Origin of the sequence: Arachnia propionica (assembly GCF_900637725.1) — a bacterium.
Taxonomy (GTDB): domain Bacteria; phylum Actinomycetota; class Actinomycetes; order Propionibacteriales; family Propionibacteriaceae; genus Arachnia; species Arachnia propionica.
Genome location: NZ_LR134406.1, coordinates 2,449,659 through 2,475,433 on the forward strand (window position 1 = coordinate 2,449,659; position 25,775 = coordinate 2,475,433).

Sequence of the window (25,775 nt, forward strand, 5' to 3'; positions counted from 1 at the left end):
CTGAGTCAGACTCAGACTTCGGTGACGTCGAGGAAGTGGTCGCCTCCGGGACGCCTCCCGAGATCGATGCCGAAGTCCTCGGCGTTGCGCAGGTCGTCCTCCGAATCCCGCAGGTCGATGACGCGGCCGTCCCCGGAGAGAACCTCCACGTTCAGACACAGCGACTGCATCTCCTTGACGAGCACCTTGAAGGACTCCGGGATGCCGGGTTCGGGGATGTTCTCGCCCTTGACGATGGCCTCGTAGACCTTCACGCGGCCGGGGACGTCGTCGGACTTGATGGTCAACAGCTCCTGGAGGGCCCACGCAGCTCCATAGGCCTCGAGGGCCCACACCTCCATCTCGCCGAAACGCTGACCGCCGAACTGTGCCTTGCCGCCCAGCGGCTGCTGGGTGATCATCGAGTACGGGCCGGTGGAGCGGGCGTGAATCTTGTCGTCGACCAGGTGGTGCAGCTTCAGCATGTACATGTAGCCGACGCCGGTCTTCTCCGGGTAGGGCTCACCGGAGCGACCGTCGAACAGCTGGGCCTTGCCGCCGCCGTCGATGAGGCGCTCCCCGTCGCGGGTGGTCAGCGAGTTCTCCAGCAGACCGGTGATCTCGTGTTCGTCCGCGCCGTCGAAGACGGGGGTGGCCACCCGGGAATCGGCCTCGACGCGACCGAGACCGACCTCGCGCAGGCGATCCGCCCAGGCCTCCTTGATTCCCGTGATGTCCCAGCCGGTCTTGGCGATCCACCCGAGGTGGTTCTCCAGGACCTGCCCGATGTTCATGCGGGACGGGACACCGAGGGGGTTGAGGACGATGTCGACGGGGGTGCCGTCGGCGAGGAAGGGCATGTCCTCCACGGGGAGGATCTTCGAGATGACACCCTTGTTCCCGTGGCGGCCGGCGAGTTTGTCGCCGTCGCTGATCTTGCGTTTCTGGGCGACGTGGACCCGCACCAGCTGGTTGACCCCGGGAGGCAGCTCGTCCTCGTCGCGGGTGTCGAAGACCCGAACGCCGATGACGGTGCCGGATTCGCCGTGCGGCACCTTGAGGGAGGTGTCGCGAACCTCACGGGCCTTCTCCCCGAAGATCGCGCGCAGCAGGCGCTCCTCGGGGGTCAGCTCGGTCTCGCCCTTCGGGGTGACCTTGCCAACCAGGATGTCGCCGGCCGAGACCTCGGCGCCGATGCGGACGATGCCGCGCTCGTCGAGATCGGCCAGCATCTCGTCGGAGACGTTGGGGATGTCGCGGGTGATCTCCTCGGCACCCAGTTTCGTGTCGCGGGCGTCGACCTCGTGCTCCTCGATGTGGATCGAGGTCAGGACGTCGTCCTGCACGAGACGCTGCGACAGGATGATGGCGTCCTCGTAGTTGAGGCCCTCCCACGGCATGAACGCCACGAGGAGGTTCTTGCCGAGCGCCAGCTCGCCCTTGTCGGTGCAGGGGCCGTCGGCCAGCGGGGTGCCGACCTCGACGCGGTCCCCGGCCGCGACCAACGGGCGCTGGTTGATGCAGGTACCCGCGTTGGAGCGCACGAACTTCTCGAGCCGGTACGAGGAGTAGGTGGCGTCGTCGTTGGCGATCTCGACGATGTCGGCCGTGACCGAGGAGACCACACCGGCCTTCTTCGCGAGGGTCACGTCACCGACGTCCACGGCGGCGCGGTATTCCATGCCGGTGCCGACGAACGGGGCCTCGTTGCGGATCAGCGGCACCGCCTGGCGCTGCATGTTCGCGCCCATCAGCGCCCGGGAGGCGTCGTCGTGCTCGAGGAACGGAATCAGCGCGGTGGCCACCGAGACCATCTGCCGGGGTGAGACGTCCATGTACTCGACGTCAGCCGCCGGGATGGTGTCGACGTCGCCGTGCTTGATGCGCACCAGGACGCGTTCCTCGGCGAGGCGGCCCTCGGCGTCCAGGACCGCGTTGGCCTGTGCGATGGAGAACCGGTCCTCCTCATCGGCAGTCAGGTAGTCGATCTGGTCGGTGACCTTGCCGTCGATGACGCGCCGGTATGGGGTCTCGATGAACCCGAAGGCATTGACGCGGGCGAACGAGGCCAGCGAACCGATGAGGCCGATGTTCGGACCCTCGGGGGTCTCGATCGGGCACATGCGGCCGTAGTGCGAGCTGTGGACGTCGCGCACCTCCATTCCCGCGCGGTCGCGGGAGAGGCCACCGGGGCCGAGCGCCGAGAGCCTGCGCTTGTGGGTCAGCCCCGCGAGCGGGTTGTTCTGGTCCATGAACTGCGACAGCTGAGAGGTTCCGAAGAACTCCTTCAACGCCGCCGTCACGGGGCGGATGTTGATGAGGGTCTGCGGGGTGATGGCCTCGATGTCCTGGGTGGTCATGCGGTCGCGGACGACGCGCTCCATGCGCCCCAGGCCGGTGCGCAGCTGGTTCTGGATCAGCTCACCGACGGTGCGGAGCCGGCGGTTGCCGAAGTGGTCGATGTCGTCGGCCTCGATGGGCAGGCCGTTCAACTCTTCCTTGTGCTCGTGGAGGGCCACGACGTATTTGATGGCCGCGACGATGTCCTCCATGGTGAGGACCTGGCTGTCGAAGGGCAGGTCGAGCCCGAGCTTCTTGTTGATCTTGTAGCGGCCGACCTTCGCCAGGTCGTAGCGCTTCGGGTTGAAGTAGTAGTTCTCCAGCAGCGCCTGGGCGGCGTCGCGGGCCGGGGGCTCGCCGGGACGCAACTTGCGGTAGATGTCCAGCAGCGCCTCATCCTGGGTGTTGACGGTGTCCTTCTCCAGCGTCATGCGCATGGACTCGAAATCACCGAACTCCTCGAGGATGCGGTCCTCACTCCAGCCGAGGGCCTTGAGCAGGACGGTGACGTTCTGCTTGCGCTTGCGATCGAGGCGCACGAAGACCATGTCGCGCTTGTCGATCTCGAACTCCAGCCACGCGCCGCGGGAAGGGATCACCTTGCAGGAGTAGATGTCCTTGTCGGATCCCTTGTCCGGGGTGATCTCGAAGTAGACGCCCGGGGAGCGGACGAGCTGCGAGACGACGACGCGCTCGGTGCCGTTGATGATGAAGGTACCCTTGTCGGTCATCAGCGGGAAGTCACCGATGAACACGGTCTGCGACTTGATCTCGCCCGTCTCGTTGTTGACGAACTCAGCGGTCACGAACAGCGGGGCGGCGTAGGTGACGTCGCGGTCCTTGCACTCCTCGATGGAGTGTTTGGGCTCCTCGAAACGGTGATCGCGGAAGGAAAGCGACATCGTCTCGTTGAAATCCTCGATGGGGGAGATCTCGGAGAAGATCTCCTCCAACCCGGAGCGGGTGTTCACGTCGGTGCGGCCTGCGGCCAGGCGCTCCTCGACATCGGCCTGCCAGGCCTCGTTTCCGATGAGCCAGTTGTAGGAGTTGATCTGGAGATCGAGCAGATTGGGGACCTCTAGCGGTTCGTGGATCTTCGCGAATGAGATCCGACCACTGGGCAAGACAACATTGGTGTTCTTCAACGCAGAGCGCGAGGCGGCCAAGATTCGGTCCTTCCGGGAACGCGGCTGGTTCGTCGCACAACAAAGGACCCGCGTCAAATCACGGGCACGATTGCAGAGCAGGGCAACAAACCACTGTAGACGGAATCCAGGCGATGCGCAAACGACGAGCATAGCCGTTGTCGCGAACATGATAGCCGCCCACGCCAAGAGCATGCCCCACCCGCCCCCTGCTCCCTTACCTCTCTCCCCTCCCTTCTCTCCCCCTCCCCCAAGCATGAATCGCGGAGGTTCGACGGTTCAATGTCGGCGGGTTCAGAGGGTGTGCGCAACAACAGTTTCTGGAGGTGTGTTGTGCGGTTGGATGAGCAGCGTCGTGGGTTGATGTTGGTGTTGTTGGGGCAGGGCCGGTCGTGTCATTCGATCGCGCGGGAGTTGGGTGGTAGTCCTTCCACTGTGAGGAAGGTGGCTGTCGAGGCGGGGATGGTGTTGTCGAGGGGCCGGGTGGGAGGGGTTGGTGGGTTGAACGAGCATCGTTACAGTCCGCGGCGGCGTCGGCGGCGGTTACGGGAGAACCCGGTGTTGGAAGTGGGAGAGCCAGCGCAGTGGCGTGACGGGCAGGGCCGGTTGACCCTGGCGGGGCGGATCCTGATCGAGGTTCGGGTCGGTGACCGGGTTCCGCCCTCCCAGATAGCTGCAGAACTCGGTGTCCACCGTTCCACGGTCTCCAGGGAGATGAAGCGTTGTCCTGGCCGGTACCGGGCCCAGCCGGCGCAGCGGCTGGCAGACTGGTCACGTCGGCGTCCCAAGGACAGGAAGCTGGTACTCGGGACACCGTTGTGGGACGAGGTGGTGACACGGTTGAACAACAAACATTCCCCGCAGCAGATCGCTCACCGGCTGCGTCAGGACTTCCCGGAGGACCCCACGATGTGGGTCAGTCACGAGACGATTTACCAGGCCCTCTACGTCCAGGCCGCCGGCGGGCTGCGTCATGAACTCACCGTCGAGAAAGCCCTGCGTTCCGGACGTACCACCCGAGGTCCCCGGTCACGGCTGTCCGGGCGGGGTAGCCGTAGCTGGATCGGTGAGGCCACCATCACCAACCGTCCGGCCGAGGTCGAGGACCGGGCAGTTCCCGGGCACTGGGAAGGAGACCTCATCATCGGCAAGGGCGGCACCTCGGCCCTGGTGACCCTCAACGAACGCACCACCCGCTACACCATGATCCAACGGGTCACCAGCCGTGACTCCACCACCGTGACCGACGCGTTGATCCAGATGGCCCGCCGACTCCCGGCCACCTTGATGACGACCCTCACCTGGGACCAGGGCATCGAGATGGCCCAACACGCCCGCTTCACCTTCGCTTCGGGCTGCCAGGCCTACTTCTGCGATCCCCACTCTCCCTGGCAACGCCCCACCAACGAGAACAGCAACGGCCTGATCCGGGACTTCTTCCCCAAAGGCACCGACTTCACCCACATCACCGACACCCAGGTCCAACACGCTGAAGACCTCCTCAACACCCGACCCCGCCGAGTACTTGACTGGGCCACACCAGCCGAGAAAATGGAACAACTACTCAACGTTGCACACACCACTTGAAACCGCCGTCGCGTGGTGACGCTGAACCGTCGAACCTCCGCGATTCGTGCCAGAAGACGGCGGGGTAAGCTGGGGGTCCCCTGTCCAGAAAGATCCCGGCGCCTGTCACGGAGCAGCCGCAGCAGGTCTCCCACCCCAATGACGGTTGAGAGCACTCGGAGCGGGCCCAGCTCAAAAGGGCGGTAGTCCTGCGCCGCGACGAAACGCTGGCGGAGTCCCGGTTCCAGGGCCGCGAGATAGAGCCGCAGCTTCAGCCCGTGCAGCGGATTGGATGCGACCGCTATGCAGCGGGCCGGATCCAGCAGCGGCAACACCTGTCGGGCGTTTTCCCGGGTGGTACGCGACTGCGTCTCGGTGATGATCTCGCCGGCGAATCCCCGGCGACGTAGCTCGGCGGCCAGCAGATCCGCCTCCGCCACCCCGACCCCAGCGGGATCCCCGCCCGAGGCGATGATGCAGGTGCCCGGCCCCAGGCGTCCGGCCGTTCGCAGCGCGACGCCGGCCCGCCACCGGTTGATCCCGTTGATCCGCGCCGGATCCTCGTTGCGGAAACCGGGAAGCACCACCACTGCCTCCCGGGTGGCGTCCCTCACGAGGCACCGCGCCGCCACGGCTTCAACGATCTCGGCCGCGGCCCACAGGCCCACCGCGACTCCCCAGGCCAATCGACATCCCATCCCTAGACCGTACCCGCGACGCACACGACAGAGGCCCGCCCCCGTCGGGGGCGGGCCTCCTGGATGATCAATGCCGGTTCCCCGGCCGGGATCACTTGAGCTCGACGGAGCCGCCGGCGGCCTCGAGGGCAGCCTTGGCCTTCTCCGCGACGTCCTTCTCGACCTGCTCGAGAACGGGCTTCGGAGCGGACTCCACCAGGTCCTTGGCCTCCTTCAGGCCGAGGCTGGTGAGGGCGCGCACCTCCTTGATGACGGCGATCTTCTTGTCGCCACCCGAGGTGAGGATGACGTCGACCTTGCCGGAGTCGGCCTCCTCGGCGGCCTCGTCGCCACCGCCGGCGGCGGGGGCAGCGGCCTGGGCGACGGCAACCGGGGCAGCGGCGGTGACGTCGAAGGTCTCCTCGAACAGCTTCACGAACTCGGACAGTTCGACGAGGGGCATCTCCTTGAAAGCGTCAAGGAGCTCTTCCTTGGTGAGTTTCGCCATGATGGGCGTTCCTTTCGATCAAGCATCGCAAGCAGTCACGCTGCGACGGATTTCTTTTCCGCAGCGGCTGCTGCTCAGGCCTCTTCGGCCGGGGTGACGTCGCCAGCGGCGGCGTCCTCGTTCGTGGCCTCGGTGGCAGGCGCCGTGCCGGCTCCACCGATCAGGTCCGGGTTCGCCTCGGCGGCGCTCTGCAGCGCACCGAACAGGCGGGCACTCTTCGACAGCGGAGCTGCCAGGGTGCCGGCGGCCTTCGCGAGGCTGCCCTTCATGGCGCCAGCCATCTTGGACAGCAGGACCTCGCGGGATTCGAGGTCGGCAAGCTTGAGAACCGCCTTGGCGTCGAGGAACTTGCCCTCGAGAACGCCTCCCTTGATAGCCAGGAACGGATGTGCCTTTGCGAAGTCGCGCAGTCCCTTGGTCACCTTGGCGATGTCGCCGGTGATGAAGGTGAACGCGGTGGGTCCGACGAGCGTCGACTCGATGCCGTCGATACCGGCTTCCCGGGCCGCGAGCAGGGCCAGGGTGTTCTTCGCAACGGCGTAGGTGGCGTCCCCACCGAGGGACCGGCGCAGATCCTGCAGGTCCTTGACGGTGAGACCGCGGTACTCGGTCAGCACCACGGCGGCGGAGTCGGTGAACTTCTGTCCCAGCTCCGCTACCTTGGCAGCCTTCTCCGGCCTCGCCATTGGGTCTCCTTCCATAACTGTTGTCGCCCTCGACCCCAGGAGATGAAAGAAACCCCGACGCCGGTGGCGCGGGGCTGGCACGGGAACGCCCGTTCGGCTCGCTGTCACCTGCGCGGGCTCCCCATGCGGAGGAATTGAGACTTGCGTCACCTGCGGTCTTTGGCTGGAGGAAGTTTAGGTGACAATCCAGCAGGCCACAAATTCAGACTTCAAAGCCCGCGCCGAGCAGAAGACGGCTGGACCGGCCGCAAGTCCCGGAGGCCCGTCGCCCGGCCCCGGCACGCCCGGTTCGCCGACGCCCGAATCACCCACCCCACGAAGCCACCCCGTCCGTACGACTCCCGAACTCCTGGACACTCCGGGGTATTGGCTTGGACGACCGCATCGGCTATCTTTGGGACACCGTGTTGCAGGAGGTTAAGCGTGCCTAAGGAAACTGAATTGGGCAACGTATCCATATCGAAATCAGGGAGGTGCGCGACGTGGCTCGTCGGCGCCCTCCGGATCGGATCCGCGGCATTCACGGGAACGACCCTCGTGATCATCGGGCGGGCCTGGGGAGAAGCGCTCGGGGGAGGGCCCGTGGAGGCGGCCAGCTGGCCGTGGGCCGGGTTGACCGCCCTGGCGGCCGCGTGCTGCGCCTTCGCCGAGGTGCTGCTCGGCGGCTGGTCGGCCCGCCAGGAGGAACGCCGTCTAAGGACCCGGTTGCTGGATGCCCATTTCCGTGCCGCCGTGCGCCCCGCCGCTCCGGCCGACATTTCCGCCACGCCGGTAGCCCACACCGCCCCCGGCCCCCGGCCGTGGCGCGGCCGCGGACACCGTCGCCCCGTCCCCACGGGCAGACCCTCCCCCGCCCAGCTGGTAACCCTGATGACCGACAACGCGGAGCGCATGTCCGAGTACCGCCAGGTCTACCTGGGCGCGACCCTCGCGGCGTTGGCCATTCCTTTCCTCACCCTGGCCTACGTCACATCCCTGGATCCGCTGCTCGGCCTCGGGATCATGGCCGCCTGCCCCCTGGTTCCCCTGGCGATCTGGGGATTCATGCGCCTGTTCCGCAAGGTCTCGGCGGCCTCCCGCAAGGAACGCGGCCGCCTGGCCGTGCAGTACCTGGATGCGTTGCGCAACCTGATCCCCATCCGCCTGTTGAACGCGGGCAGGCGGACCGAGGAACGGCTGCGTGCTCAGGGCGAGACCAACCGCCGGGCCATCATGCGGTTGCTGGCGGGCAACCAGGTGGTGATCATCGTCCTCGACGGTGCCTTCTCGCTGCTGCTGATCTGCTGGTCCGTGCACCTGATCGGCTCCCGCCTCGCGGCGGGTGCGATCACGCCGGGGCAGGGCCTCTCGGTGGCCTTGCTGCTGACCCTGATGCTGGAGCCCCTGGTGCAGGTGGCCGGGTTCTTCTACATCGGCATGGGCGGGATGGCCTCGCAGCGCGCCATCGAGCAGCAGCTATCGCACATCCCCGCCGAGCGTCCCACCGCGGCCTCCGGGACCGCACCGACCGAATCCGCCATCAGCCTGCAAAACGTCCACCACGACTACGGTCGCGGGCCCGTCCTGAACGGTCTCGAGCTCGAGGTGCCCTACGGGGCCAAAGTGGCGATCATGGGGCCTTCCGGGGCCGGGAAATCGACGCTGCTGTCGCTGCTCCGCGGTACTCTGCCCGCCCAGCGGGGAGCGGTCGTGCTCGACGGCCGGGACCTGGGGGCACTCGAACCGGAACAGGTCTGCCGCATTTCGGCCTGCGTCGCACAGTCCACGTGGCTGTTCTCGGGCACCGTCGCCGACAATTTGCGTATCGCGAACCCCGGGGCCACCGATGAGGAGCTGTGGGAGGCCCTGCGCCGCGCCCACGTGGCCGATGAGGTGGAGCGGATGCCGCAGGGCCTGGATTCCGACGTCGGCGAGCGCGGTCAGCTGATCTCGGGCGGGCAGGCGCAGCGCCTGTCCCTGGCCCGGGCCTTCCTGTCGGGTCGTCGCATCCTCCTGCTGGACGAGCCGACCAGCCAGGTTGATGTAGTCTCGGAGGCGGCCATCATCGACGCCCTGGCCGGGATCGGCCCCGAATGGACGGTGCTCATGGTCACCCATCGCCGTTCCCTCCTCTCCATCGCCGACGCGGCCCACGAACTGCGCGACGGCGTCCTGCTACCTCTCGAAACGGCGGTTGCCCGATGAAGACCCCCAACACCCTTGGAGTGATCCGTTGGCTGACCGGCATCACCCGTCCGGTCCATCCGCCGCTGCTGGTTTCCTCAGTGCTGCGCTGCATCAACCTGGGCCTTGAACTGGTGTTGTTCGGGCTGGCCGGGCTGCTGGTGGCGTCTTTCGCATCCGGCCACCCCATCGGTGGGCTGCTGCTCTGGATAGTGGTGGTCGCGCTGACCAAGGCGCTGGCCTACTACGCGGAACAGTTCACGGGCCACTACGTCGCCTTCAAGGCCCTGGAGCTGCTGAGAGGTCACGCCTTCGCGTCGTTGTGGCCGAAGGCGCCGGCCGTGGTGCTCCGGAACCGTTCCGGCGACCTGCTGCCGACGCTGACCCGCGACGTGGACCGCATCGAGGTGGTCTACGCCCACACCTTCGCGCCGGTGGTATCGGCCTTCGTGGTACCGACCGCCGCCCTGGTGACGGTGGGTTCGCTGGCGGGCTGGGGTCTGGTCGCGATCCCGGCGGTCTGCGTTGCGGTCGCGTTGCTGGTGGTGCCGTTCGTGGGGTTGCGGCGATCGCTCCGCTCGACCGCGGAGGGGCTGCGGCTGCGCGGGCAGCTGACCGCGCACGCCGCCGACTCCGTCTACGGGATCGACGAGGTCCTCTCCTACGGCCATCAGCGCAGCCGGATCGAGGAACTCGACGAACTCGGTTGCCGGGTGCGCGACGCGGCGATGCCGCCGCTGGTCTTCAAGGGTCTGCGACGCGGCGCGAACCTGGCGCTGACCCTGGTCTCCGCGGCCTCGATCGTGTGGACCGGCGTCTCGGCGCACCTCGATCCGCTGCTGGTGGCCGCCCTGGCAGCGGCGTCACTGCGGCTGTTCGAGGGGCCGCGGGGCGTGGAGGACGCCGTCGGATACCTCGATCACTCGCTGAGCGCGGCCAGGCGGCTCTGGGAGCTGTGTCACACCCCCGAAGCGGTCTCGGACGGCCCGCGGGAGCTGCGCCTGGACACGCCGCCGAGCATCGAGTGGCGCGACGTCGACTACCGCTACCCGGGCGCCATGCCCGGAAACCTTGCCCTTTCGGGGGTTTCGGTGACCGCGGCCGCGGGCGGACGGACGGTGTTCGTAGGTGCCAGCGGGTCGGGCAAGTCTACGGCCGCTCAGCTGCTGCTCCGCTACGACGAGCTGAGCGGCGGCGACATCCTGATCGATGGGATCTCCGTGCGCGAATACACCCTCGAGTCCCTGCGCCGCGCCATCGTCCTGGTGCCGCAGCGCGGGCAGGTACTGGATGCCACCATCGCCGAGAACCTGCGGCTGGGTGCCCCCGATGCCACCGACGAGGACCTGTGGCATGCCCTGGCGATCGCCGAGCTGTCCGACGAGGTGCGGGCCATGCCGCATGACCTGGCGACCCGGACGGGCCGTGACGGGCGGGAGCTCTCGGGCGGGCAGCTGCAACGTCTCTGCCTGGCCAGGGCGCTGCTGGTGAACCCGCGGGTGCTGGTGCTGGACGAGTTCACGGCCAACCTGAACACCGACCTGGAGGCCCGCATCCGGACCAATCTGGAACGCGACCTCCCCGGGTTGACCATCATCGAGATCACTCACCGCCTGGAGCACCTCGACTCGGCGGACCGGGTCTTCGAGTTCGACCGGGGACGAGTTGTCGCCCGGGCCGTGCCGCGGTGAGTGCAGATCCCCGGGCAAAGGCCAACGATGCCCGCCCTGGCGCCCCTCACCCGGCCGGGACCCGGGCGATGTCGACCACGGCGATTTCATCGCCGTCATCGTCGAACACCACTGCCCTCTCCCCCATGTCCACCATCGAGTAATGCCCATGATCGGTGAGGAAATGCCAGGCCACCCGTTCCTCATCCTCGTGAATGAAGCCCGGATCCCCGGCGGTGATGCGCACCAGTTCCATTCCGTATTCCTCGCAGATGACATCGATGATCCGGGCGTAGCGGGGTTTGTTCTCCTCGGCGAGCCGTTCCCGTTCCGCGAGCCGGGCCGCCAGGTCCGGGATGGTCCGGATGATCCCGGCCAGGTGAGCCTCCAGGCGTTTCAACCGGATCACCTCCAGGTTGGGGTGGTTCCTGATGAAAGCGGAGTTCAGTTCAATCAGATCCTCAGAGCCGTTGAGTTCGTAGACCCTGTCGGAAATCCCCTCGAAGGGATCCGGGGAGTTGAAGAGCCCCCCGTCGAAGAACACCCGTTTTTCCTCTGCATCCATGGCATCCCACCTGGCCCGCACCTCTGAGAACAGCCCGGCGTGCCCGGTGGCGCCGAGCAGGGGCAGAGCGTAGGTGATGTGGTCAAGGACCTGGTGATCGCCGCTGCAGTTGAACATAAACTGCGAGATCCCGCCGTTCATGACCTCCGCCAAGTAATAGTCGACGTAATAGGAGCCGAGCGCATCAGGACTCAGCTCACCGGGCTCCGCGCCCTCTTCGAGCAGGTAATTGACCACGGAGATGTTGGACTCGATGACGGCGTACACGTCGCTGTTCCTGATCGACTCGCGGGATACGACGATGTGGTCGACAAGCATGAGCTTCCTTCCGATCGGGGCAGCATGCTAGCGGTTTCAATCAGAAGGGTGGGCCGCGCATCGGAACCCTTCGTCTGTTAGGAAGGAGCCATGCAGGATTCCCTCCGCTTCCCACCCGACCCGTTCGTCATGAATGGCATCTACGCGACCCCACCGGCCATCGACGTGGGAGCCTGGCGCGAGTACCTGTCCCGCGAGTTCGGTCCCACGGACATCATCGGCGACGGCGAGCCTCCCGTCTTCTTCGCCTTCACCGAGCACCGCTTCGACTACGAGGACCGGTCGGGAGTTCCGGCGCAGGCCTTCCTCGCCGCTTCCAAGGACTTCTCCGATCTCGCCAACTACGAGACGGCACTCCAGCAGAGCTGGGACTTCCCCGACATCAAGGACGTGCTGTCGCGGGGCCATCACTTCCTGGCCACCTTCGAGTTCCTGGCCCGCTCCCTGGCCTTTGAGGACCGGCTGCGGTTGTTCCGCGCCCTCACCTCGGCCCTGGTGGAGCTCACCGACCCGATCGCACTGTATTCCAGCACCGCCGACGCCTTCTTCGAACCCCGCCGCTGGCTGGAGGTCCAGCGCGAGGGCTACACCTACTACGGCTTCTTCAACGTGCGGTTGTTCAGGATCAGCAACAGCGACGACGATTCCCTCATGGACACCCGCGGGCTGGGCATCTTCGGGGTGCCCGATCTCCAATGCCATTTCCGGGGGCTCGACCCGGACGAGGTCTCGAGGCTGCTGTACAACACTGGCGTCTACCTGATGCGCGAGGGCGACGTGATAGAGGACGGTCACACCGTCCCGGGCATCCAGGAGGGCAGCCGCTGGCGCTGCCAGCACGAGGAGGCCCTGATCGGACCCGAACGGGAGGTCCTGGACATCTGCCCGGAGGCCCCCTACGCCGCGGGTAACCGCAACCCCTGACAGGCCGCTGTCCCCGGAAACCGGTTGGGCCGGCCCACAGGCTTCAGTGGGCCGGCCCAACCGGTCTCTGGGTGCTGTCTCAGGGCCCGGATTGACGGGCTCCGGTAAGCCCCTCGTCGGGAGGAGTTCCTCACACCAGAATGACGGGTTTGATGAGGTCGCGCGGTTTGGTGCGCATGAGTTCCACGCCGTCCTCTACGTGCTCGATCCCGGTGAAGCGGTGGGTGATCATCTTCTCGGGGTGGATGCGCCCGGCCAGAACGAGGTTGGCCATCCTGTCCATGCGGTTGCGACCGCCGGGGGTGAGGCCGCCGACGAAGTGCTTGTGGCCCATGCCCACCATGGTCGACTCGCGGCTGATCTTGATGTTCTCGCCCTCCCCCAGGTAGTTGACGTTCGCTACCCGACCGCCCACCTTCAGGATGTCGAAGGCCTGCTGGAAGGTGTCCAGGTCTCCCCCGGCGACGATCACCCGGTTGACGCCCTGCCCTTTGGTGGCCTCCATGATCTGTTCAACGATCCCGCCCTCGCGGTAATTGATGATGTCGGTTGCGCCGAATTCCTGGGCGACTTCAATGCACTTGGGCCGCGATCCGACGGCGAACAGGCGGCCCGCGCCGAGAACGGACGCGCTGGCCACGGACATCAGGCCCACCGGACCGATTCCGATGACCGCTACGACATCACCGGGTTCGATGCTGGCGAGCTCAGCCCCGTGAAGTCCGGTGGTGACCATGTCGGAGAGCATCGCGCCGACCTCGGGGGAGATCCCCTCCGGCAGGTGGGCCAGGTTGCCGTCGGCGTCGTTGACATGGATCAGTTCGGCGAAGACGCCGTCCTTGATGTTGGAGAACTTCCAGCCGCCGAGCGGAACACCGGAGTGCATGGCGTAGCTCTCCTGGGCGGCCACCGAGGACCAGTCGGGGGTGATGGCGGGGATGATCACCTGGTCGCCGACCTTGAAATCCTTGACCATGGATCCCACCTCGACGACCTCACCGACCGCTTCGTGGCCGAGCATCATGTTGTGGCGTTCCCCCACGCCACCCTCGTAGACGGTGTGGATGTCGGAGGAGCACGGGGCCAGGGCGACCGGGCGGCAGATCGCGTCCATCGGCCCGCACTTCGGGTCCTCCTTCTCAATCCACCCGGCCTCACCGATCCTGAGCATCGCGTAACCCTTCATTTTGCCTCCTTGCACTGGGTTCGATCGATCTGGTGTTTGCCTTCTCAAACAAGAGGTCACCTCACTGGTCCGACGGCCCTGCCACCTAACCGTCTGCGCCACTTTTCGTCGGGCCACCTCCGCTTCAATCATTACAGCGTGGTTCTTTGACGGCAACCTTTTACGTCATATTTCCCGATCGGATTTGAGCCGGAAAGCAAGAAACTTTTTCTCCCGGGACACGGTGAGCAACCCACGCAACGAAGCCCAGGCACGGACGTCTCACGGGTGGCTCAGTGATGGTAGAGCTCCGTGATCCGGTCCAGGTGGGTCAGCAGCCTGGTCCTGATCTCAGTCGGCGCCTCGACGCGGATGCCGGGGCCAAGGCGAAGCAGGATCGTGAGCGCATGGAGATCGTCCATGAACTCCAGACTCGCGGGACGCCACTTCCCCGCGGGCGGATCGTCACCCAGTTCGGTTTCGTTGACGCGGATGGCCCACTCCCGGGCATCCTCCCACCGATCCGCCCGGAGCCACCCGGTCACGACCACCGGGGTGAACCGGTCGAGGAAGCGGGCACGATGCCGCTTCCAGGCCGCGGCAACATCCACTGCATCGTCCGCGCAGGGCGTTGCGAGCAGGGTGGCGGTCCGAATGCGAGCCACCTTGAGGAACCGCATGCGCTCGTCGCTGGTTGCGCACAGGTACCAGTCGCTGCCCGCGCTCACCAGCCCGTGCGGCTCCGCCACAAGATCCTGCACGACCGCCCGGGACGACCGGTAATCGAGACGCACCTTCTTCCGCGCGAACACGGCCGCCTGCAACGTCGCGAACGCCTCACCGGGTTGCAGGGCATCAGGTTGGGGCAGCCAGCCGTTCGGGTCAATCACGATCCGCGACGCCGCGGCCGCCGTCCGGTTGCGATGGGCATCCGGGACAGCGGCGAGCAGCTTGCGAACCCCCGAAACAAAGGCCGCGCTCAATCCCATCGCGTCAGCACCCCATGACGAGAGCGCCGCGAACAGCGCCCGGCTCTCATCCCCGCTCAACGCGGTCACATCGGTGCGATACCCCGGCAACAACCTGACCCCTCCCCCGGGACCGCGCTGGCAGTACACCGGGACCCCGGCAGCCGACAGCGCATCCACGTCCCGCAGAATCGTGCGGCGCGAGACCTCCAGTCGTCGCGCCAGTTCCCCGGTCGAGAGACCGCCGTGGGCACGCAACAACCAGATCATCGACAACAACCGATCCGCCCTCATGGAACCGAGGCTGTCACACGAACATGACAGGAGATGTCACCAACGGCCCGTACCTTCTCAGGCGACAACCCAGATCCCGAGCGACAAGGAAATCTCTCATGACGGTCTTCACCCCGACCAGTGTCATCCTCTACGTCGAGGACGTGAATGTCAGTACCGCGTTCTATCGCCGGGCCCTCGGCGAGGAACCCGTCGAAACCTTCGAGGGCTTCGCGGTTTTCGCCCTGACCGAGGATGTCACCCTCGGCCTGCAGGCCCGCGACGGCATCGATCCGGATGCCGTGGGTGCCCCGGGCAGCGTCGAACTGTCCATGAGCAACGCCACCCGAGACGATGTCGACCGCCTTCACCGATCCTGGAGCGAGCTCGGCTTCCCCATGGCCCTGGAACCCACCGAGCTCGCCTTCGGCTACACCTTCGTCGCCACCGATCCCGACGGGCATCGCCTCCGCGTTTGCGCCACCGACACGACGAACCTTTGACGGCGTCACTACGCCCCCCGACCCATCCTCCGGCTTGATCTGACGTACCCCGATCCGCCTCCAGTGGCCCGGCATCACGCGTCAAAAGGACATTCATCCTGCTGAATGTCGACTAGATTACCTGCTGGATGTCGAGTAAGGGTGGTCATGTATCTTCGTCGCACCGTGGACGAGCTGCTGGACACGTTCCTCCCCCAAGCGCCCGCCATTGCGCTGGACGGGGCGAAAGGGGTCGGGAAGACCGGCACGGCGCTTCAGCGCGCCACGAAGGTTTTCCTCTTGGATCGCCCAGACCAACGCGCCCTCGTCGAGGCCGATCCCGACGGAATCCGCCGGCCGGGAACGACGCTGCTCGATGAATGGTCCCGGATGCCCGAGGTCTGGGATCTCGTGCGCAGGGAGGTGGACAACGGAGCAGGTCCGGGCAGCTTCCTGCTCACTGGATCCGCCACCCCCGCCACGGCGCAGGGGACCCACAGCGGCGCAGGGCGCATCCTGTCGCTGCGCATGCGCCCCATGGCCCTCCACGAACGTGGGCAGCTCGTCCCCACCGTCTCACTCACCTCCCTGCTGACGGCAGAACCACCCTGCTCGGCCGAGATCGAAGGCCACACGTCGTACTGCCTGGCGGACTATCTGGACGCCATCGCGGCAAGCGGGTTTCCCGGTATCATGAGTCTTGGTCCCGACCTGCGAACCGAACAACTCGCCACCTACATCCAGCGCGTGATTGATCGTGACCTGCCGGATCTGGGCTATGGCGTGCGCCGGCCCGAAACGCTGCGCCGCTGGCTCGCGGCATACGCCGCCGCATCCTCCACCACCACCAGCTACTCCAAGCTTCTTGACACCACTACCTGCGGCGACGGTCAACAACCGGCCCGGGACACCACCCAGACCTACCGTGATCACCTCACCCAGCTCTGGCTGCTCGACCCGGTTCCTGGTTGGAGCCCCAGCCGCAGCCCCTTCACCAGATTGCAGCAGGCGCCGAAACACCAACTGGCCGATCCCGCCCTGGCGGCCTCGCTGCTGGGCGCGACCGCCTCCTCCATGACCACCCCTCGCCATTCCCACCTCGCCGGCCCCTTGTTCGAGGCCCTCGCCACCCTCACCGTACGGGTGGCCGCCGAGGCGGCACGGGCCCGCGTGGGCCATCTGCGCACCCGCAACGGCGATCACGAAATCGACCTGATCGCTGAGACCCGCGACGGGCGCATCGTCGCCATCGAGGTGAAACTGGCCGCCTCGGTGACGGACCCGGATGTTCAGCACCTCGTCTGGCTGCGCTCCCGCCTGCCCGAGGACGTGTCCGACCTGGTAATTCTCACAACGGGAACCACCGCCTACCGGCGGAGAGACGGTGTGGCGGTGATCCCCCTTGCGCTGCTCGGGCCGTAGGCACACCGCATCACGCCTCCGTCCCAAGCACCTGCCCAACCTTCCTCGATCACTACGCCGGGCTCATTTCTTGCCAGCCACCAGCGAGCCTGCCGAAGCGATACGCAAAGGCAAGCAAACCTGCGGGATCGATCACAGCGAAACGATGACCTGCATCACAGCAAATCTGCGGTTTCGCCGTCGGTGACGAGTTATCTGGACGCGTTGGCCAGGCTGTTCCTCATACTGCGCGTGAGACCGTGGGAGACCAGACTCGCAAAACAAGAGATCGGACGGGTGAAGGTCTCCGCGCTGGGCTTCGGGTCGGCCGCATGGTTGTGCGATGCATCCGCCTGCGCCGTTCGTTCTGGGCGGCCCCAAGGGCCGGGCCGTCAGCGGGTCTCCTTGAACTCGACGTGGCGCCGGATGATGGGGTCGTACTTGCGCAGCGAGATCCGGTCGGGATCGTTGCGGCGGTTCTTCCGGGTCACGTAGGTGTAGCCGGTTCCCGCGGTGGAGCGCAGCTTGATCAGCGGACGCAGATCGTTCTTCTTGGCCATCTCAGAGTTTCCTTCCCCGGGCGATGAGGTCCGCGACCACCGCGTCGATGCCCCGGGCGTCAATCACCTTGATGCCCTTGGCGGAGACCGTGAGCCTGACCCTTCGCCCCAAGGAGGGCACCCAGTAACGCTTTGTCTGGACGTTGACGTTGAAACGGCGGTTGGTCTTCTTCTTCGACCAGGGGACGTTGCGCCCGAAACCGGGCGTGGCCCCCGTGACCTGGCAATGACGCGACATGGGACTCCTCGGGTTGCACGAACATTCACCGATAATGATAATGAGTCGCAATTAAAGTTCAAATCCGATCCCGGAAGGCCCATGATGAAACCAGGCATCCACCCCGACTATCACCCCGTCGTCTTCCGCGACATCACCACCCGGACCATGTACCTGATCCGTTCGACGATGACCTCCAGGCAGACGATCGAGTGGAGCGACGGGAACACCTACCCCTTGGTCGATGTGGAGATAACCGCCGACAGCCACCCTTTCTACACGGGCAAGGCGCGCAGGCTCAGCATCACGGGACGCGTCGAGAAGTTCCAGCAGCGCTACGGCAGGACGAGGTGACCCCGCAACCCTCGTGGATGACACCCCGGCGGCGCACCACAGGACCCGCCCCGAAAGGAACACGCCGACCGGAGCGTCCGTCACCAACAACTCACAGAGCGGTTCGATCAGCCTCCCGGGAGCGCCGCCCGGAAACTCATGAACCAATCAACCCGGGAGGGTGGAATTCTACTTCGAGAAGGTAGAATTGTTGTGTGAGTTTGAACATCAAGGACGAGCACATCCACGACCTGGTCCGTCGGGCCGCCACCCGGACGGGGCTGAGTCAGACCCGCGTGGTCGAACGGGCCGTGGTTGAGCTGCTGGCCTCCCTGGAAGCGGAAGCCGCCGCCTCCGGTCTCGATCAGCTCTTGGACCGGGTGCATGCCGAGCTCACGGCCTCCGGCGGCGCCCTGGACTTCGACGCCCTCTACGACCCCGAGACGGAGTTGCCGCGATGATCGTCGCCCCGTCTGCGATTGCCGCCATCCTGCTGAAGGAGCCGGAGAGCAGCGGCTTCCGTGAGCTGCTGGGCAGGCGTGGCGGCCAATTGTCCGCCCCCGGTTACCTGGAGTTGTCGATCGTGCTCACGGCGCGGGGAGTCACCGACCCAGTCGCCACCCTCGATGCGATCCTGCTCGGCCTCGGCGTGGAGGTGGTGCCTTTCACGCCGTCACAGGCTCGCCTGGCTCAGGAGGCCCACCTGCGTTTCGGCAGGGGCAGCGGCCATCCGGCCAGGCTGAACTTCGGTGACTGCATCAGCTACGCCCTCGCCAAGGACACCGGGGAACCCCTTTTGTTCAAGGGAAACGACTTCGTCCACACCGATCTGAACCCCGCCTCCGGGATCTCACCCTGATCTTCCCGGCTCGCCCATTTCCTGCCCGGGCGACGGCGAAGGGGACGGACACCGCATGGTGTCCGTCCCCTTCGCCGTCAGTGGTTCACTCGACCGGTTTGGTGACCGTGCCGTCGACCAGGACGCTGGGCGACATGGTGGCGGAGAAAGCGACCTTCTTCACGTAGCGGCCCTTAGAAGCAGCCGGCTTGAGACGCAGGATCTCCTCCAGCGCCGCGAAGTAGTTCTCGACGAGCTGCTGTTCGGTGAACGAGGCCTTGCCGATGATGAACTGCAGGTTGGCGTGCCGGTCCACGCGGAACTCGATCTTGCCGCCCTTGATGTCGGAGACGGCCTTGGCCACATCCATGGTGACGGTGCCGGTCTTGGGGTTCGGCATCAGGCCGCGCGGGCCGAGGATACGGCCCAACCGGCCGACCTTGCCCATCATGTCGGGGGTGGCGACAACGGCGTCGAAATCGAGGTAACCGCCGGAGATCTTCTCGACGAGATCGTCGACGCCGACCTCGTCGGCGCCCGCCGCGATCGCGGCCTCGGCCTTCTCACCGGAGGCGAAGACGAGGACCCGAGCCGTCTTGCCAGTGCCGTTGGGAAGGTTGACCGTGCCACGCACCATCTGATCCGCCTTGCGGGGATCGACGCCGAGACGCACCGCCACTTCAATGGTCTCGTCGAACTTGGCCGAAGCCATTTCCTTGACCAGCTTCACCGCCGCTTCGGGGGTGTGCAGCTGGGAACCGTCGCGCTTGTCGGCGGCGGCCTTGTAAGCCTTGCTGTGTTTCATCTCTGGTTCCGTTCTTTGTCGTCAGCCTCGCAGGCTGATCCACCAGTTCTGGTGTGGGAGTGGGCTCCCTGCCAGGGGGTGCGTCACTCGACGGTGACGCCCATGGAGCGGGCGGTGCCCTCCACGATCTTGCAGGCGGCGTCAACGTCGTTGGCGTTGAGGTCCGGCAGCTTCATCGTGGCGATCTCGCGCACCTGATCCTTGGTGAGCTTGCCCACCTTGTTCTTAAGCGGGTTGTCCGAACCCGACTGGATTCCGGCGGCCTTCTTGATCAGCTCGGCGGCGGGCGGGGTCTTCGTGATGAAGGTGAACGTGCGATCCTCGTAGATGGTGATCTCGACGGGGATGACGTTGCCACGCTGGGACTCCGTCGCGGCGTTGTAGGCCTTGACGAACTCCATGATGTTGACGCCGTGCGGGCCGAGGGCGGTACCGACCGGCGGCGCAGGGGTGGCGGAGCCAGCCTGCAGGGCAACCTTGACGAGGGCTGCGACCTTCTTCTTGGGAGGCATGTTGGGTCCTTATGGTTTTGGGTTTGGAACGGTCACGCCGGGCGCACCCGGGTCGCGACGCAACGCGCCATTGTAGGGTCCCGGACGGGCGGGAATCTAACCGACCTTCTCGACCTGTTTGAACTCCAGGTCGACTGGGGTTTCGCGACCCAGGATCTCGACGAGAGCCCGGAACCGCTGCTGGTTGGCGCTGATCTCGGTGATCGTGGCGTGCACCCCGGTGAAGGGGCCGTCGATCACCATCACGGAGTCGCCGACCGCGAAATCGACGACCTCCACTTTCTTCTTCGCGCGCGCCACGGCGGTGGAGGCCTCGGAGGCCACCTTCGCGACGACGGAAGGAGTCAGCATGCTGACCACCTCGTCCAGGCTGAGCGGGACGGGGGTCTGGCCGTGGCCGACGAAACCGGTCACGGAGGGGGTGTGGCGCACCGTCGCCCACGAGTCGTCGGTCAGCTCCATCCGCACCAGCACGTAGCCGGGCAGCACGCAGCGCGTGACGGTCTTGCGGGTGTTGTTGCGCACCTCGACGACCTCCTCGGTGGGGACGATCGTCTCGAAGATGTAGTCCTCCATGTTCAGGGAGGTGGCGCGGGAATCGAGGTTCTGCTTGACCCGGTTCTCCATGCCCGAATAGGTGTGGATGACGTACCACTCGCCGAACTTGGACTCCAGTTCCTCGCGGAGCTTCGCAACGGCCGCCGCGGTGGCGTCGTCGGCTTCCGGCTGCTCGGGTTCGTCCTCCTCCGGTTCGTCGGCGAGGGCGATTTCCTCACGGGGCTCGTTCTCCTCGCCGAGTGGGCCGAGGTCGATCTCGACCTCGTCGCTGGGGGTGGGCAGCTCCCCCAGGTCGATCTCGAAGTCGTCGGTGTTCTCACTCACTGGGGGTTTCCTCCAAACAGGCTGAGCAAGGCCCAGCCGAAGCCGTTGTCGAGAAGCATGACGTAGGCGATTATGAACAGCACGAACAGCAGGACCGCTGAGAACAGCGCAGTGAGCTCCCCCCAGCTGGGCCACACGACCTTCTTGAGTTCGGCCACGGACTGGCGCACGAACTGCGCTGGGTTTTTCGCCCGGTAGGGGTCGTGCTCCCCACGCTCCGTCTCGGAGCGTTTCCTGGTGGCCGCAGTCTTCTTAACGGGGGCCTTAGCGGTCTTGCGGGCCACCACCTTCGAGGTTTTCTTGCCGGCCTTCCCGGACTCGTCCTTGTCCGCGTCGTCTTCGAGGTCGGCGTCCTCCGCGCCGTCCTCGGAGGAGTCCTCGTCGAACTGGTCCTCCAGCTCGTCGATCACCTCGTCGTCGGCGACGGGGTCAGCCTCGGGGAGTTCGTCCCCGTCCTGCCGAGTCTTGTCGTCGCTCACGCGCGGTCCCTTTCGGTCAACAAACGAAATGCCTGCCCACCCACTGGGTGGCAGGCGTTGGAAGCATCTGCTTCGCAGGGCAGGAGGGACTCGAACCCCCAACCTGCGGTTTTGGAGACCGCTGCTCTGCCAGTTGAGCTACTACCCTTCGACGCGGCCGCACGCCTTGACACGAGGCGCGGCCGACCTCGCCAGACCCATACCCTACCGCATACCCGGCAAGGTCCGAAATCCCTGCTCAGATACTCACGCCGACCAGGTTCACCTCGGGAACCAGGGTGATGCCGAAACGTTCCCGAACCCCGTCGCGGATCTCGCGGGCGAGGGCGAGGACGTCGGCAGTGGCGGCGTGCCCGCGGTTGGTGAGCGCCAGCACGTGCCGGGTGGACAGCCGCGCCGGGCCTGAACCGTGGCCCGCAGGGAATCCCGCGTGCTGGATCAGCCAGGCGGCGCTGGTCTTGACCCCCTCCCCCGCGGAGAAACGGGGGGCCTCCGCGGGCAGGGAGGCCGCCTGCTCCGGGGTGAGGATCGGGTTGGTGAAGAAGGAACCGGCGGACCACGTGTCGTGGTCGTTCGCGTCCAGGACCATGCCTTTTCTCCGCCGGATGGCGAGCACGGTCTCCCGCACCCGGGAGGCGGGGGCGCGCTGCCCCACCGCGACGCCGAGGGCACGGGCCAGTTCGGGGTAGCGGACGGGCTGTCCCAGCTCCCCGAGCGGCAGCTGGAAGTCGACGCGCAGCACCAGGTGGCGTCCCTTCTCGCGTTTGAAGCGGGAATCGCGGTAGCCGAAGCCGCACTCGGCGGCCGCGAAGGTGCGGATGGCTCCCTCCGCCCGGTTCCAGGTGCGGACCCGCTGAATGAGGGTCGCCACCTCGGCCCCGTAGGCACCGACGTTCTGGATCGGAACGGCCCCCACGGACCCGGGTATCCCGGAGAGGGTTTCCATCCCGGACCACTGGGCAGCCACGGCCCGGGCGACGAGATCGTCCCAGACCTCCCCCGCGGCGACCTCCAGTTGGGCCCCGGAGCAGTCCGCGGCCTCGGCGCGGACCCCCCGGGTGGCGACCTTGACCACGGTGCCGTCGAAGCCCTCGTCGGCGATCAGGACGTTGGAGCCGCCGCCGAGGACCAGGACCGGTTCACCCCGGGAGTCACAGTCGGCGACGGTGTCGATGAGCTGCTGTTCGGTCGTCGCCTCGACGAAGCGCCGCGCGGGCCCGCCGAGCCGGAAGGTGGTGTGGTTCGCGAGCGGCTCAGTCAATGCGCACCTCCGCCTTCGCTGCCCCCAGCACCGCGTCACCGCCGCAGGTCGCGGTCAGGTTGACGGTGGCCACCCCGTCGGCGACGGCGGCGACGGTCCCGGTGAAACGTACCAGCGTGCCCTCGTCGGTGTCGGGAACCACCACGGGACGGGTGAACCTCACGCAGTAGCGCCCGATGCGGGCCGGGTCGCCGATCCAGCGGGTGATCAGACCGAGCCCGGCGCCCATCGTCCACATGCCGTGGGCCAGCACCCCGGGCAGGCCAATGGCGCGGGCGTGGCGGTCGGAGAAGTGGATCTCGTTGAAGTCCGTGGAGGCGCCGGCGTAGCGCACCACCACCGACCTGGTGACCCGGATCTCCAGGGCTGGGAGTTCCTGACCCACCTGGATCTCGCGTTCAGTCATGGGGGGCCTCCTCGCGGGTGTGCATCAGGGTGGAGCGGGCGTCGCAGACCGCCTCGCCGTCGACGGTCAGCGCCACCAGGATCGTGACCATGTCCAGGTTGCCGCGGTTGCGGACCCGTTCGATGGTGAGCCGGGCCACCACGTCGTCGCCCTCGCGCAGGGGACGGTGGAAGTCGAAGGTCTGGTCTGCGTGGACGGTGCGGTGCAGGGCCAGGCCCAGTTCCTCATCGCCGAAGAGGGAGCCCCACGCCTGGGCCGCGATGACGGCTGCGAAGGTCGGCGGGGCGATGGGATGGTCGCCGAAGTAGGCGGGGTTCTCGTCCTGGATGGCGCGCGCGAACTCTGCGATCTTTGCGCGGCTGACGCGGTAGGCGGGAGCCGGGGGATAGGTCCGGCCCGCGTGCTCGGCGGAAATCGGCATGGGGGAAGGTTACCGGGAAAACGTCGAGGGCCGCCCCTTGCGGGTGCGGCCCTCAGCGGAAGGGTGCGGCTCAGCGGGTCTCGCGGTGCGCACGGTGGGTGCGGCAGCGCGGGCAGTACTTCTTGAGCTCGATCCGGTCAGGATCGTTGCGGCGGTTCTTCTTGGTGATGTAGTTGCGCTCCTTGCACTCGGTGCAGGCAAGCGTGATCTTCGGACGGACGTCCTGCCCCTTCTTGGCCATGATCAGTTTCCCTCGGTGTAGTGGCGCGGATGCGCGCTGGCTTCGGTTGTGTGGTGACGAGGGCGGGACTTGAACCCGCGACACAGCGATTATGAGCCGCTTGCTCTACCGACTGAGCTACCCCGTCGAATGTTCTCGCCCAAGAACTCCCGGGCAAGAACAGAGCCCCCATGCGGAATCGAACCGCAGACCTTCTCCTTACCATGGAGACGCTCTGCCTACTGAGCTATAGGGGCCAGCCGTCGGCAAACTCTACACGGCCCTTCGCGAGAAGCACAAGTCGACGGCCGAGGCCCGACCCTCAGGACGGCGCCCCCTGTACGGCACCGGTTCGCCCGGCCCACGAACCGCTCAGCAACAGGACCGCCAGGAAGCCGAAAAGCACCACCGCGGGCCAGCCGATCAGGCCCACCAGGACCGGGTCCAGGCCGTCGCCGGGCGCCACCAGTATCGCGGGCAGGGAGGCGAAGGCGTTGAACGCACCGTGGGTGATGGCGGCCGGCAGGACGCTGCCGGAGCGAACCCGAAGCCAGGACAGCAGCGTTCCGAGTCCTGCGCACAGGCAGGTGAACAGGGCGATGCCGGCCGCCGCGGGGAGCCTGCCGCCGTACTCGTAGCCCATGACGATCAGGGGCGCGTGCCACAGACCCCAGATCACGCCGGTGAGCACGATTCCCCGCCTTCGGCCCAGGGGTTCGAGGGCCGACTGGAGCCAGCCACGCCACCCGGTCTCCTCCCCCAGGGCGACCAGGCCGTTGACCGTGTACGCGGCGAACACGTTCGCCACCACCATGAGGACCCAGATCACCGCGACGGGCGGCGGCCCTCCCGGGGCGATGCCGCGCAGATTGTTCGTGAACGAGGTCAGGGCCCAGTCCGGACTGAACCCCCCGGCGCCGATGACCAGCGTCAGCAGCAGGGCGAGCGCGGCCACCACGACGCCGACCCCGATCGTCGCGAAACCGAGGATCCGGAGCCAACCGGGACGCCCCCCGGAACCGGGTGGTCGCCGGGCGAGCCCGCTCTCCCGCAGCCAGGACTCGTGGGTGACGAATCGGCAGACCACCCAGGCGGCCAGGGCGGGGGTGAACATCCGGAGCGTCAGTATCACCTTGGCCTGTGGTGTTCCCAGCCCGCCGGTCGCGGCCACGACGCAGTCCAGGAGCAGGGCCGCCCCAAAGCTCACCAGCAGGAACACGCCGACCGCCCGCACGTGAACGCCCCGTCGCCCGGCAGCGGTCATTGCCGTTCCTCTCCCGCGAGCGCCTGCCCGGAGGGCAGGAACCACAGGCCAACCATGTCGCCGTCGCGGTTGTAGCTGACGCGGGCCACGAGGTCGGCAGCCTCCATGTGGAGGGGTTCCTCCACCACGACGACCCCTCCCGACAGGGCCAGAGGGGTCGGGGTGCCGCGCCGTTCGAGCTCCCCGCCCAGCGCGATCACCTGCGCCCAGGCGTCGGCCAGCCGTTCGGCGTCGAGCTGCCATCCGGCGCGCGGGCCGGCCAATTCTTCTGCTTTCTGCCATTCGTGTTTCTCGATGGCGTCGAGGAATGCCTCCGCCTTCTCGACGGCGGTGCGGAATTCGGAATCGGTGGGTTTCTTCATGGGTTTTCCTGTTCTCGGGTCGGTCGGGTTTCCGAAACGCTGGAAGGCCGCCTGGCGGCTGGTTCCCAGGGCATCGCCGATGGCCTGCCAGGTGACCCCCCTCCCGCGGGCCGCGGTGACGAGCCGGGCCAGGATCTCGTCGGTCAGCGACTGGAGCGAGCGCACGGCGGCCAGGGAATGGGTCATGTCGCCCCCGGGGGCGTCCGGATCGTCGGCGGCGGCGAGTTCCGCCGCCACCAGGGAGCTGATCTTCCGAAGACGTTTCACTAGCTCTTCGGCGGTCACATCGTCGGTCAACATGCGTAAAGGCTAGGTTTACATCACCGCTTCTGTCAAGACCGGCTTTACAGGATTTGCAGGCGGTTGAACGGACCGCCGGGCCCTC

Annotated in this window: 27 protein-coding genes, 3 tRNA genes and 1 pseudogene; 9 read left to right on the forward strand and 22 right to left on the reverse strand. The window is 66.6% G+C overall.

From position 1 onward, the window contains the following. Window positions 1-11: 11 nt before the first annotated feature. On the reverse strand, window positions 12-3,485 hold the full coding sequence (gene rpoB, locus EL272_RS10935; protein ID WP_014847275.1) for a DNA-directed RNA polymerase subunit beta: 3,474 nt from the start codon (window positions 3,483-3,485) through the stop codon (window positions 12-14). A 537-nt stretch (window positions 3,486-4,022) separates the two neighbouring features. On the opposite strand from rpoB, the gene EL272_RS10940 reads away from it, so the two are divergent. After that, on the forward strand, window positions 4,023-5,051 hold the full coding sequence (locus EL272_RS10940) for an IS30 family transposase (RefSeq protein ID WP_244926071.1): 1,029 nt from the start codon (window positions 4,023-4,025) through the stop codon (window positions 5,049-5,051). A gap of 236 nt (window positions 5,052-5,287) precedes the next feature. On the opposite strand, the pseudogene EL272_RS16075 reads toward EL272_RS10940, so the two are convergent. From EL272_RS16075 to rplJ, 3 genes and pseudogenes are all read right to left on the reverse strand, one after another. Beyond that, a pseudogene (locus EL272_RS16075) lies at window positions 5,288-5,728 on the reverse strand (YdcF family protein); the annotation flags it as partial. Window positions 5,729-5,819: 91 nt separating this feature from the next. Continuing rightward, on the reverse strand, window positions 5,820-6,215 hold the full coding sequence (gene rplL, locus EL272_RS10950) for a 50S ribosomal protein L7/L12 (RefSeq protein ID WP_061788432.1): 396 nt from the start codon (window positions 6,213-6,215) through the stop codon (window positions 5,820-5,822). Between the two features lie 74 nt (window positions 6,216-6,289). Continuing rightward, on the reverse strand, window positions 6,290-6,901 hold the full coding sequence (gene rplJ / locus EL272_RS10955; protein ID WP_061788431.1) for a 50S ribosomal protein L10: 612 nt from the start codon (window positions 6,899-6,901) through the stop codon (window positions 6,290-6,292). Window positions 6,902-7,357: 456 nt separating this feature from the next. On the opposite strand from rplJ, the gene EL272_RS10960 reads away from it, so the two are divergent. Then, the gene (locus EL272_RS10960) at window positions 7,358-9,085 is read left to right on the forward strand and encodes an ABC transporter ATP-binding protein/permease (RefSeq protein ID WP_425321016.1); all 1,728 of its coding nucleotides are present in this window, start codon (window positions 7,358-7,360) and stop codon (window positions 9,083-9,085) included. Further along, window positions 9,082-10,755 (forward strand): ABC transporter ATP-binding protein, encoded by a 1,674-nt coding sequence (locus EL272_RS10965; RefSeq protein ID WP_061788429.1) that lies wholly within the window; start codon window positions 9,082-9,084, stop codon window positions 10,753-10,755. The genes EL272_RS10960 and EL272_RS10965 overlap by 4 nt, the downstream gene beginning before the upstream one ends. Window positions 10,756-10,801: 46 nt before the next feature. Here EL272_RS10965 and EL272_RS10970 read toward each other — a convergent pair whose 3' ends face one another. Continuing rightward, complete coding sequence (locus tag EL272_RS10970) at window positions 10,802-11,617, reverse strand: DMP19 family protein (protein WP_061788428.1); 816 nt, start codon at window positions 11,615-11,617, stop codon at window positions 10,802-10,804. Between the two features lie 90 nt (window positions 11,618-11,707). Here EL272_RS10970 and EL272_RS10975 point away from each other — a divergent pair, with 90 nt between their 5' ends. Further along, on the forward strand, window positions 11,708-12,541 hold the full coding sequence (locus tag EL272_RS10975) for a DUF4261 domain-containing protein (protein ID WP_061788427.1): 834 nt from the start codon (window positions 11,708-11,710) through the stop codon (window positions 12,539-12,541). A gap of 130 nt (window positions 12,542-12,671) precedes the next feature. Here EL272_RS10975 and EL272_RS10980 read toward each other — a convergent pair whose 3' ends face one another. Beyond that, on the reverse strand, window positions 12,672-13,727 hold the full coding sequence (locus tag EL272_RS10980; RefSeq protein WP_014847282.1) for an NAD(P)-dependent alcohol dehydrogenase: 1,056 nt from the start codon (window positions 13,725-13,727) through the stop codon (window positions 12,672-12,674). A gap of 272 nt (window positions 13,728-13,999) precedes the next feature. After that, entirely contained in the window at window positions 14,000-14,968 is a 969-nt protein-coding gene (locus EL272_RS10985) for a helix-turn-helix transcriptional regulator (protein WP_061788426.1), read from the reverse strand. A gap of 98 nt (window positions 14,969-15,066) precedes the next feature. On the opposite strand from EL272_RS10985, the gene EL272_RS10990 reads away from it, so the two are divergent. Beyond that, window positions 15,067-15,450: a VOC family protein gene (locus EL272_RS10990; protein WP_061788425.1), complete on the forward strand. Its 384-nt coding sequence runs from the start codon at window positions 15,067-15,069 to the stop codon at window positions 15,448-15,450. A 147-nt stretch (window positions 15,451-15,597) separates the two neighbouring features. Further along, window positions 15,598-16,851: an ATP-binding protein gene (locus EL272_RS10995; RefSeq protein WP_041696623.1), complete on the forward strand. Its 1,254-nt coding sequence runs from the start codon at window positions 15,598-15,600 to the stop codon at window positions 16,849-16,851. A 371-nt stretch (window positions 16,852-17,222) separates the two neighbouring features. Here the strand turns inward: EL272_RS10995 and rpmG (EL272_RS11000) are convergent, their stop codons facing one another. Beyond that, window positions 17,223-17,390, reverse strand: a complete 168-nt coding sequence (gene rpmG / locus EL272_RS11000; protein WP_014847286.1) for a 50S ribosomal protein L33 — start codon at window positions 17,388-17,390, stop codon at window positions 17,223-17,225. A gap of 1 nt (window position 17,391) precedes the next feature. Continuing rightward, window positions 17,392-17,628 (reverse strand): 50S ribosomal protein L28, encoded by a 237-nt coding sequence (gene rpmB / locus EL272_RS11005; protein ID WP_014847287.1) that lies wholly within the window; start codon window positions 17,626-17,628, stop codon window positions 17,392-17,394. An 84-nt stretch (window positions 17,629-17,712) separates the two neighbouring features. On the opposite strand from rpmB, the gene EL272_RS11010 reads away from it, so the two are divergent. The 3 genes from EL272_RS11010 (at window position 17,713) to EL272_RS11020 (ending at window position 18,799) form a co-directional block, all read left to right on the forward strand. Beyond that, a complete protein-coding gene (locus tag EL272_RS11010; RefSeq protein ID WP_041697718.1) occupies window positions 17,713-17,961 on the forward strand; it encodes a type B 50S ribosomal protein L31 in 249 nt (82 codons plus the stop codon). A gap of 194 nt (window positions 17,962-18,155) precedes the next feature. Next, window positions 18,156-18,401, forward strand: coding sequence for a type II toxin-antitoxin system VapB family antitoxin (locus EL272_RS11015; RefSeq protein ID WP_061788424.1), 246 nt, complete (start codon window positions 18,156-18,158; stop codon window positions 18,399-18,401). Then, complete coding sequence (locus EL272_RS11020) at window positions 18,398-18,799, forward strand: type II toxin-antitoxin system VapC family toxin (RefSeq protein ID WP_061788423.1); 402 nt, start codon at window positions 18,398-18,400, stop codon at window positions 18,797-18,799. Before EL272_RS11015 ends, EL272_RS11020 begins: the two co-directional genes overlap by 4 nt. Window positions 18,800-18,884: 85 nt before the next feature. Here the strand turns inward: EL272_RS11020 and rplA are convergent, their stop codons facing one another. The 13 genes from rplA to EL272_RS11085 form a co-directional block, all read right to left on the reverse strand. Beyond that, the gene (gene rplA, locus EL272_RS11025) at window positions 18,885-19,583 is read right to left on the reverse strand and encodes a 50S ribosomal protein L1 (protein ID WP_061788422.1); all 699 of its coding nucleotides are present in this window, start codon (window positions 19,581-19,583) and stop codon (window positions 18,885-18,887) included. Window positions 19,584-19,666: 83 nt separating this feature from the next. Further along, the gene (rplK, locus tag EL272_RS11030; RefSeq protein ID WP_014847292.1) at window positions 19,667-20,095 is read right to left on the reverse strand and encodes a 50S ribosomal protein L11; all 429 of its coding nucleotides are present in this window, start codon (window positions 20,093-20,095) and stop codon (window positions 19,667-19,669) included. Between the two features lie 96 nt (window positions 20,096-20,191). After that, window positions 20,192-21,013: a transcription termination/antitermination protein NusG gene (gene nusG / locus EL272_RS11035; RefSeq protein ID WP_390872505.1), complete on the reverse strand. Its 822-nt coding sequence runs from the start codon at window positions 21,011-21,013 to the stop codon at window positions 20,192-20,194. Continuing rightward, window positions 20,974-21,456 (reverse strand): preprotein translocase subunit SecE, encoded by a 483-nt coding sequence (gene secE / locus EL272_RS16080; RefSeq protein ID WP_014847294.1) that lies wholly within the window; start codon window positions 21,454-21,456, stop codon window positions 20,974-20,976. Before secE ends, nusG begins: the two co-directional genes overlap by 40 nt. 75 nt (window positions 21,457-21,531) lie before the next feature. Next, window positions 21,532-21,604 (reverse strand) — tRNA-Trp (locus EL272_RS11045). A gap of 90 nt (window positions 21,605-21,694) precedes the next feature. Next, the gene (locus tag EL272_RS11050; RefSeq protein ID WP_061788420.1) at window positions 21,695-22,717 is read right to left on the reverse strand and encodes a UDP-N-acetylmuramate dehydrogenase; all 1,023 of its coding nucleotides are present in this window, start codon (window positions 22,715-22,717) and stop codon (window positions 21,695-21,697) included. Further along, complete coding sequence (locus EL272_RS11055) at window positions 22,710-23,123, reverse strand: MaoC/PaaZ C-terminal domain-containing protein (RefSeq protein ID WP_014847296.1); 414 nt, start codon at window positions 23,121-23,123, stop codon at window positions 22,710-22,712. The genes EL272_RS11050 and EL272_RS11055 overlap by 8 nt, the downstream gene beginning before the upstream one ends. After that, window positions 23,116-23,544, reverse strand: coding sequence for an FAS1-like dehydratase domain-containing protein (locus tag EL272_RS11060; RefSeq protein WP_061788419.1), 429 nt, complete (start codon window positions 23,542-23,544; stop codon window positions 23,116-23,118). Before EL272_RS11060 ends, EL272_RS11055 begins: the two co-directional genes overlap by 8 nt. 70 nt (window positions 23,545-23,614) lie before the next feature. Beyond that, the gene (gene rpmG / locus EL272_RS11065; RefSeq protein WP_014847298.1) at window positions 23,615-23,785 is read right to left on the reverse strand and encodes a 50S ribosomal protein L33; all 171 of its coding nucleotides are present in this window, start codon (window positions 23,783-23,785) and stop codon (window positions 23,615-23,617) included. 51 nt (window positions 23,786-23,836) lie between these two features. Continuing rightward, window positions 23,837-23,912: transfer RNA gene (locus EL272_RS11070), tRNA-Met, on the reverse strand. Window positions 23,913-23,948: 36 nt separating this feature from the next. Next, window positions 23,949-24,021 (reverse strand) — tRNA-Thr (locus EL272_RS11075). A 65-nt stretch (window positions 24,022-24,086) separates the two neighbouring features. Beyond that, complete coding sequence (locus EL272_RS11080; RefSeq protein WP_061788418.1) at window positions 24,087-25,028, reverse strand: CPBP family intramembrane glutamic endopeptidase; 942 nt, start codon at window positions 25,026-25,028, stop codon at window positions 24,087-24,089. Further along, window positions 25,025-25,690: a hypothetical protein gene (locus tag EL272_RS11085; protein ID WP_051015026.1), complete on the reverse strand. Its 666-nt coding sequence runs from the start codon at window positions 25,688-25,690 to the stop codon at window positions 25,025-25,027. The genes EL272_RS11080 and EL272_RS11085 overlap by 4 nt, the downstream gene beginning before the upstream one ends. Window positions 25,691-25,775 lie beyond the last annotated feature (85 nt).

Bases quoted from the DNA above. Each gene is read 5' to 3' on its own strand.
- rpmG (WP_014847298.1), bottom strand. From the start codon at position 23,785: ATGGCCAAGAAGGGGCAGGACGTCCGTCCGAAGATCACGCTTGCCTGC.
- EL272_RS10975 (WP_061788427.1), top strand. From the start codon at position 11,708: ATGCAGGATTCCCTCCGCTTCCCACCCGACCCGTTCGTCATGAATGGC.
- EL272_RS11055 (WP_014847296.1), bottom strand. From the start codon at position 23,123: ATGACTGAACGCGAGATCCAGGTGGGTCAGGAACTCCCAGCCCTGGAG.
- EL272_RS11020 (WP_061788423.1), top strand. From the start codon at position 18,398: ATGATCGTCGCCCCGTCTGCGATTGCCGCCATCCTGCTGAAGGAGCCG.
- EL272_RS11060 (WP_061788419.1), bottom strand. From the start codon at position 23,544: ATGCCGATTTCCGCCGAGCACGCGGGCCGGACCTATCCCCCGGCTCCC.
- EL272_RS11080 (WP_061788418.1), bottom strand. From the start codon at position 25,028: ATGACCGCTGCCGGGCGACGGGGCGTTCACGTGCGGGCGGTCGGCGTG.
- EL272_RS10970 (WP_061788428.1), bottom strand. From the start codon at position 11,617: ATGCTTGTCGACCACATCGTCGTATCCCGCGAGTCGATCAGGAACAGC.
- rplA (WP_061788422.1), bottom strand. From the start codon at position 19,583: ATGAAACACAGCAAGGCTTACAAGGCCGCCGCCGACAAGCGCGACGGT.
- EL272_RS10990 (WP_061788425.1), top strand. From the start codon at position 15,067: ATGACGGTCTTCACCCCGACCAGTGTCATCCTCTACGTCGAGGACGTG.
- EL272_RS11085 (WP_051015026.1), bottom strand. From the start codon at position 25,690: ATGTTGACCGACGATGTGACCGCCGAAGAGCTAGTGAAACGTCTTCGG.
- rpmG (WP_014847286.1), bottom strand. From the start codon at position 17,390: ATGGCCAAGAAGAACGATCTGCGTCCGCTGATCAAGCTGCGCTCCACC.
- rplJ (WP_061788431.1), bottom strand. From the start codon at position 6,901: ATGGCGAGGCCGGAGAAGGCTGCCAAGGTAGCGGAGCTGGGACAGAAG.
- EL272_RS11010 (WP_041697718.1), top strand. From the start codon at position 17,713: ATGAAACCAGGCATCCACCCCGACTATCACCCCGTCGTCTTCCGCGAC.
- EL272_RS10985 (WP_061788426.1), bottom strand. From the start codon at position 14,968: ATGAGGGCGGATCGGTTGTTGTCGATGATCTGGTTGTTGCGTGCCCAC.
- rplK (WP_014847292.1), bottom strand. From the start codon at position 20,095: ATGCCTCCCAAGAAGAAGGTCGCAGCCCTCGTCAAGGTTGCCCTGCAG.
- rpmB (WP_014847287.1), bottom strand. From the start codon at position 17,628: ATGTCGCGTCATTGCCAGGTCACGGGGGCCACGCCCGGTTTCGGGCGC.
- EL272_RS10965 (WP_061788429.1), top strand. From the start codon at position 9,082: ATGAAGACCCCCAACACCCTTGGAGTGATCCGTTGGCTGACCGGCATC.
- EL272_RS10980 (WP_014847282.1), bottom strand. From the start codon at position 13,727: ATGAAGGGTTACGCGATGCTCAGGATCGGTGAGGCCGGGTGGATTGAG.
- EL272_RS10995 (WP_041696623.1), top strand. From the start codon at position 15,598: ATGTATCTTCGTCGCACCGTGGACGAGCTGCTGGACACGTTCCTCCCC.
- rplL (WP_061788432.1), bottom strand. From the start codon at position 6,215: ATGGCGAAACTCACCAAGGAAGAGCTCCTTGACGCTTTCAAGGAGATG.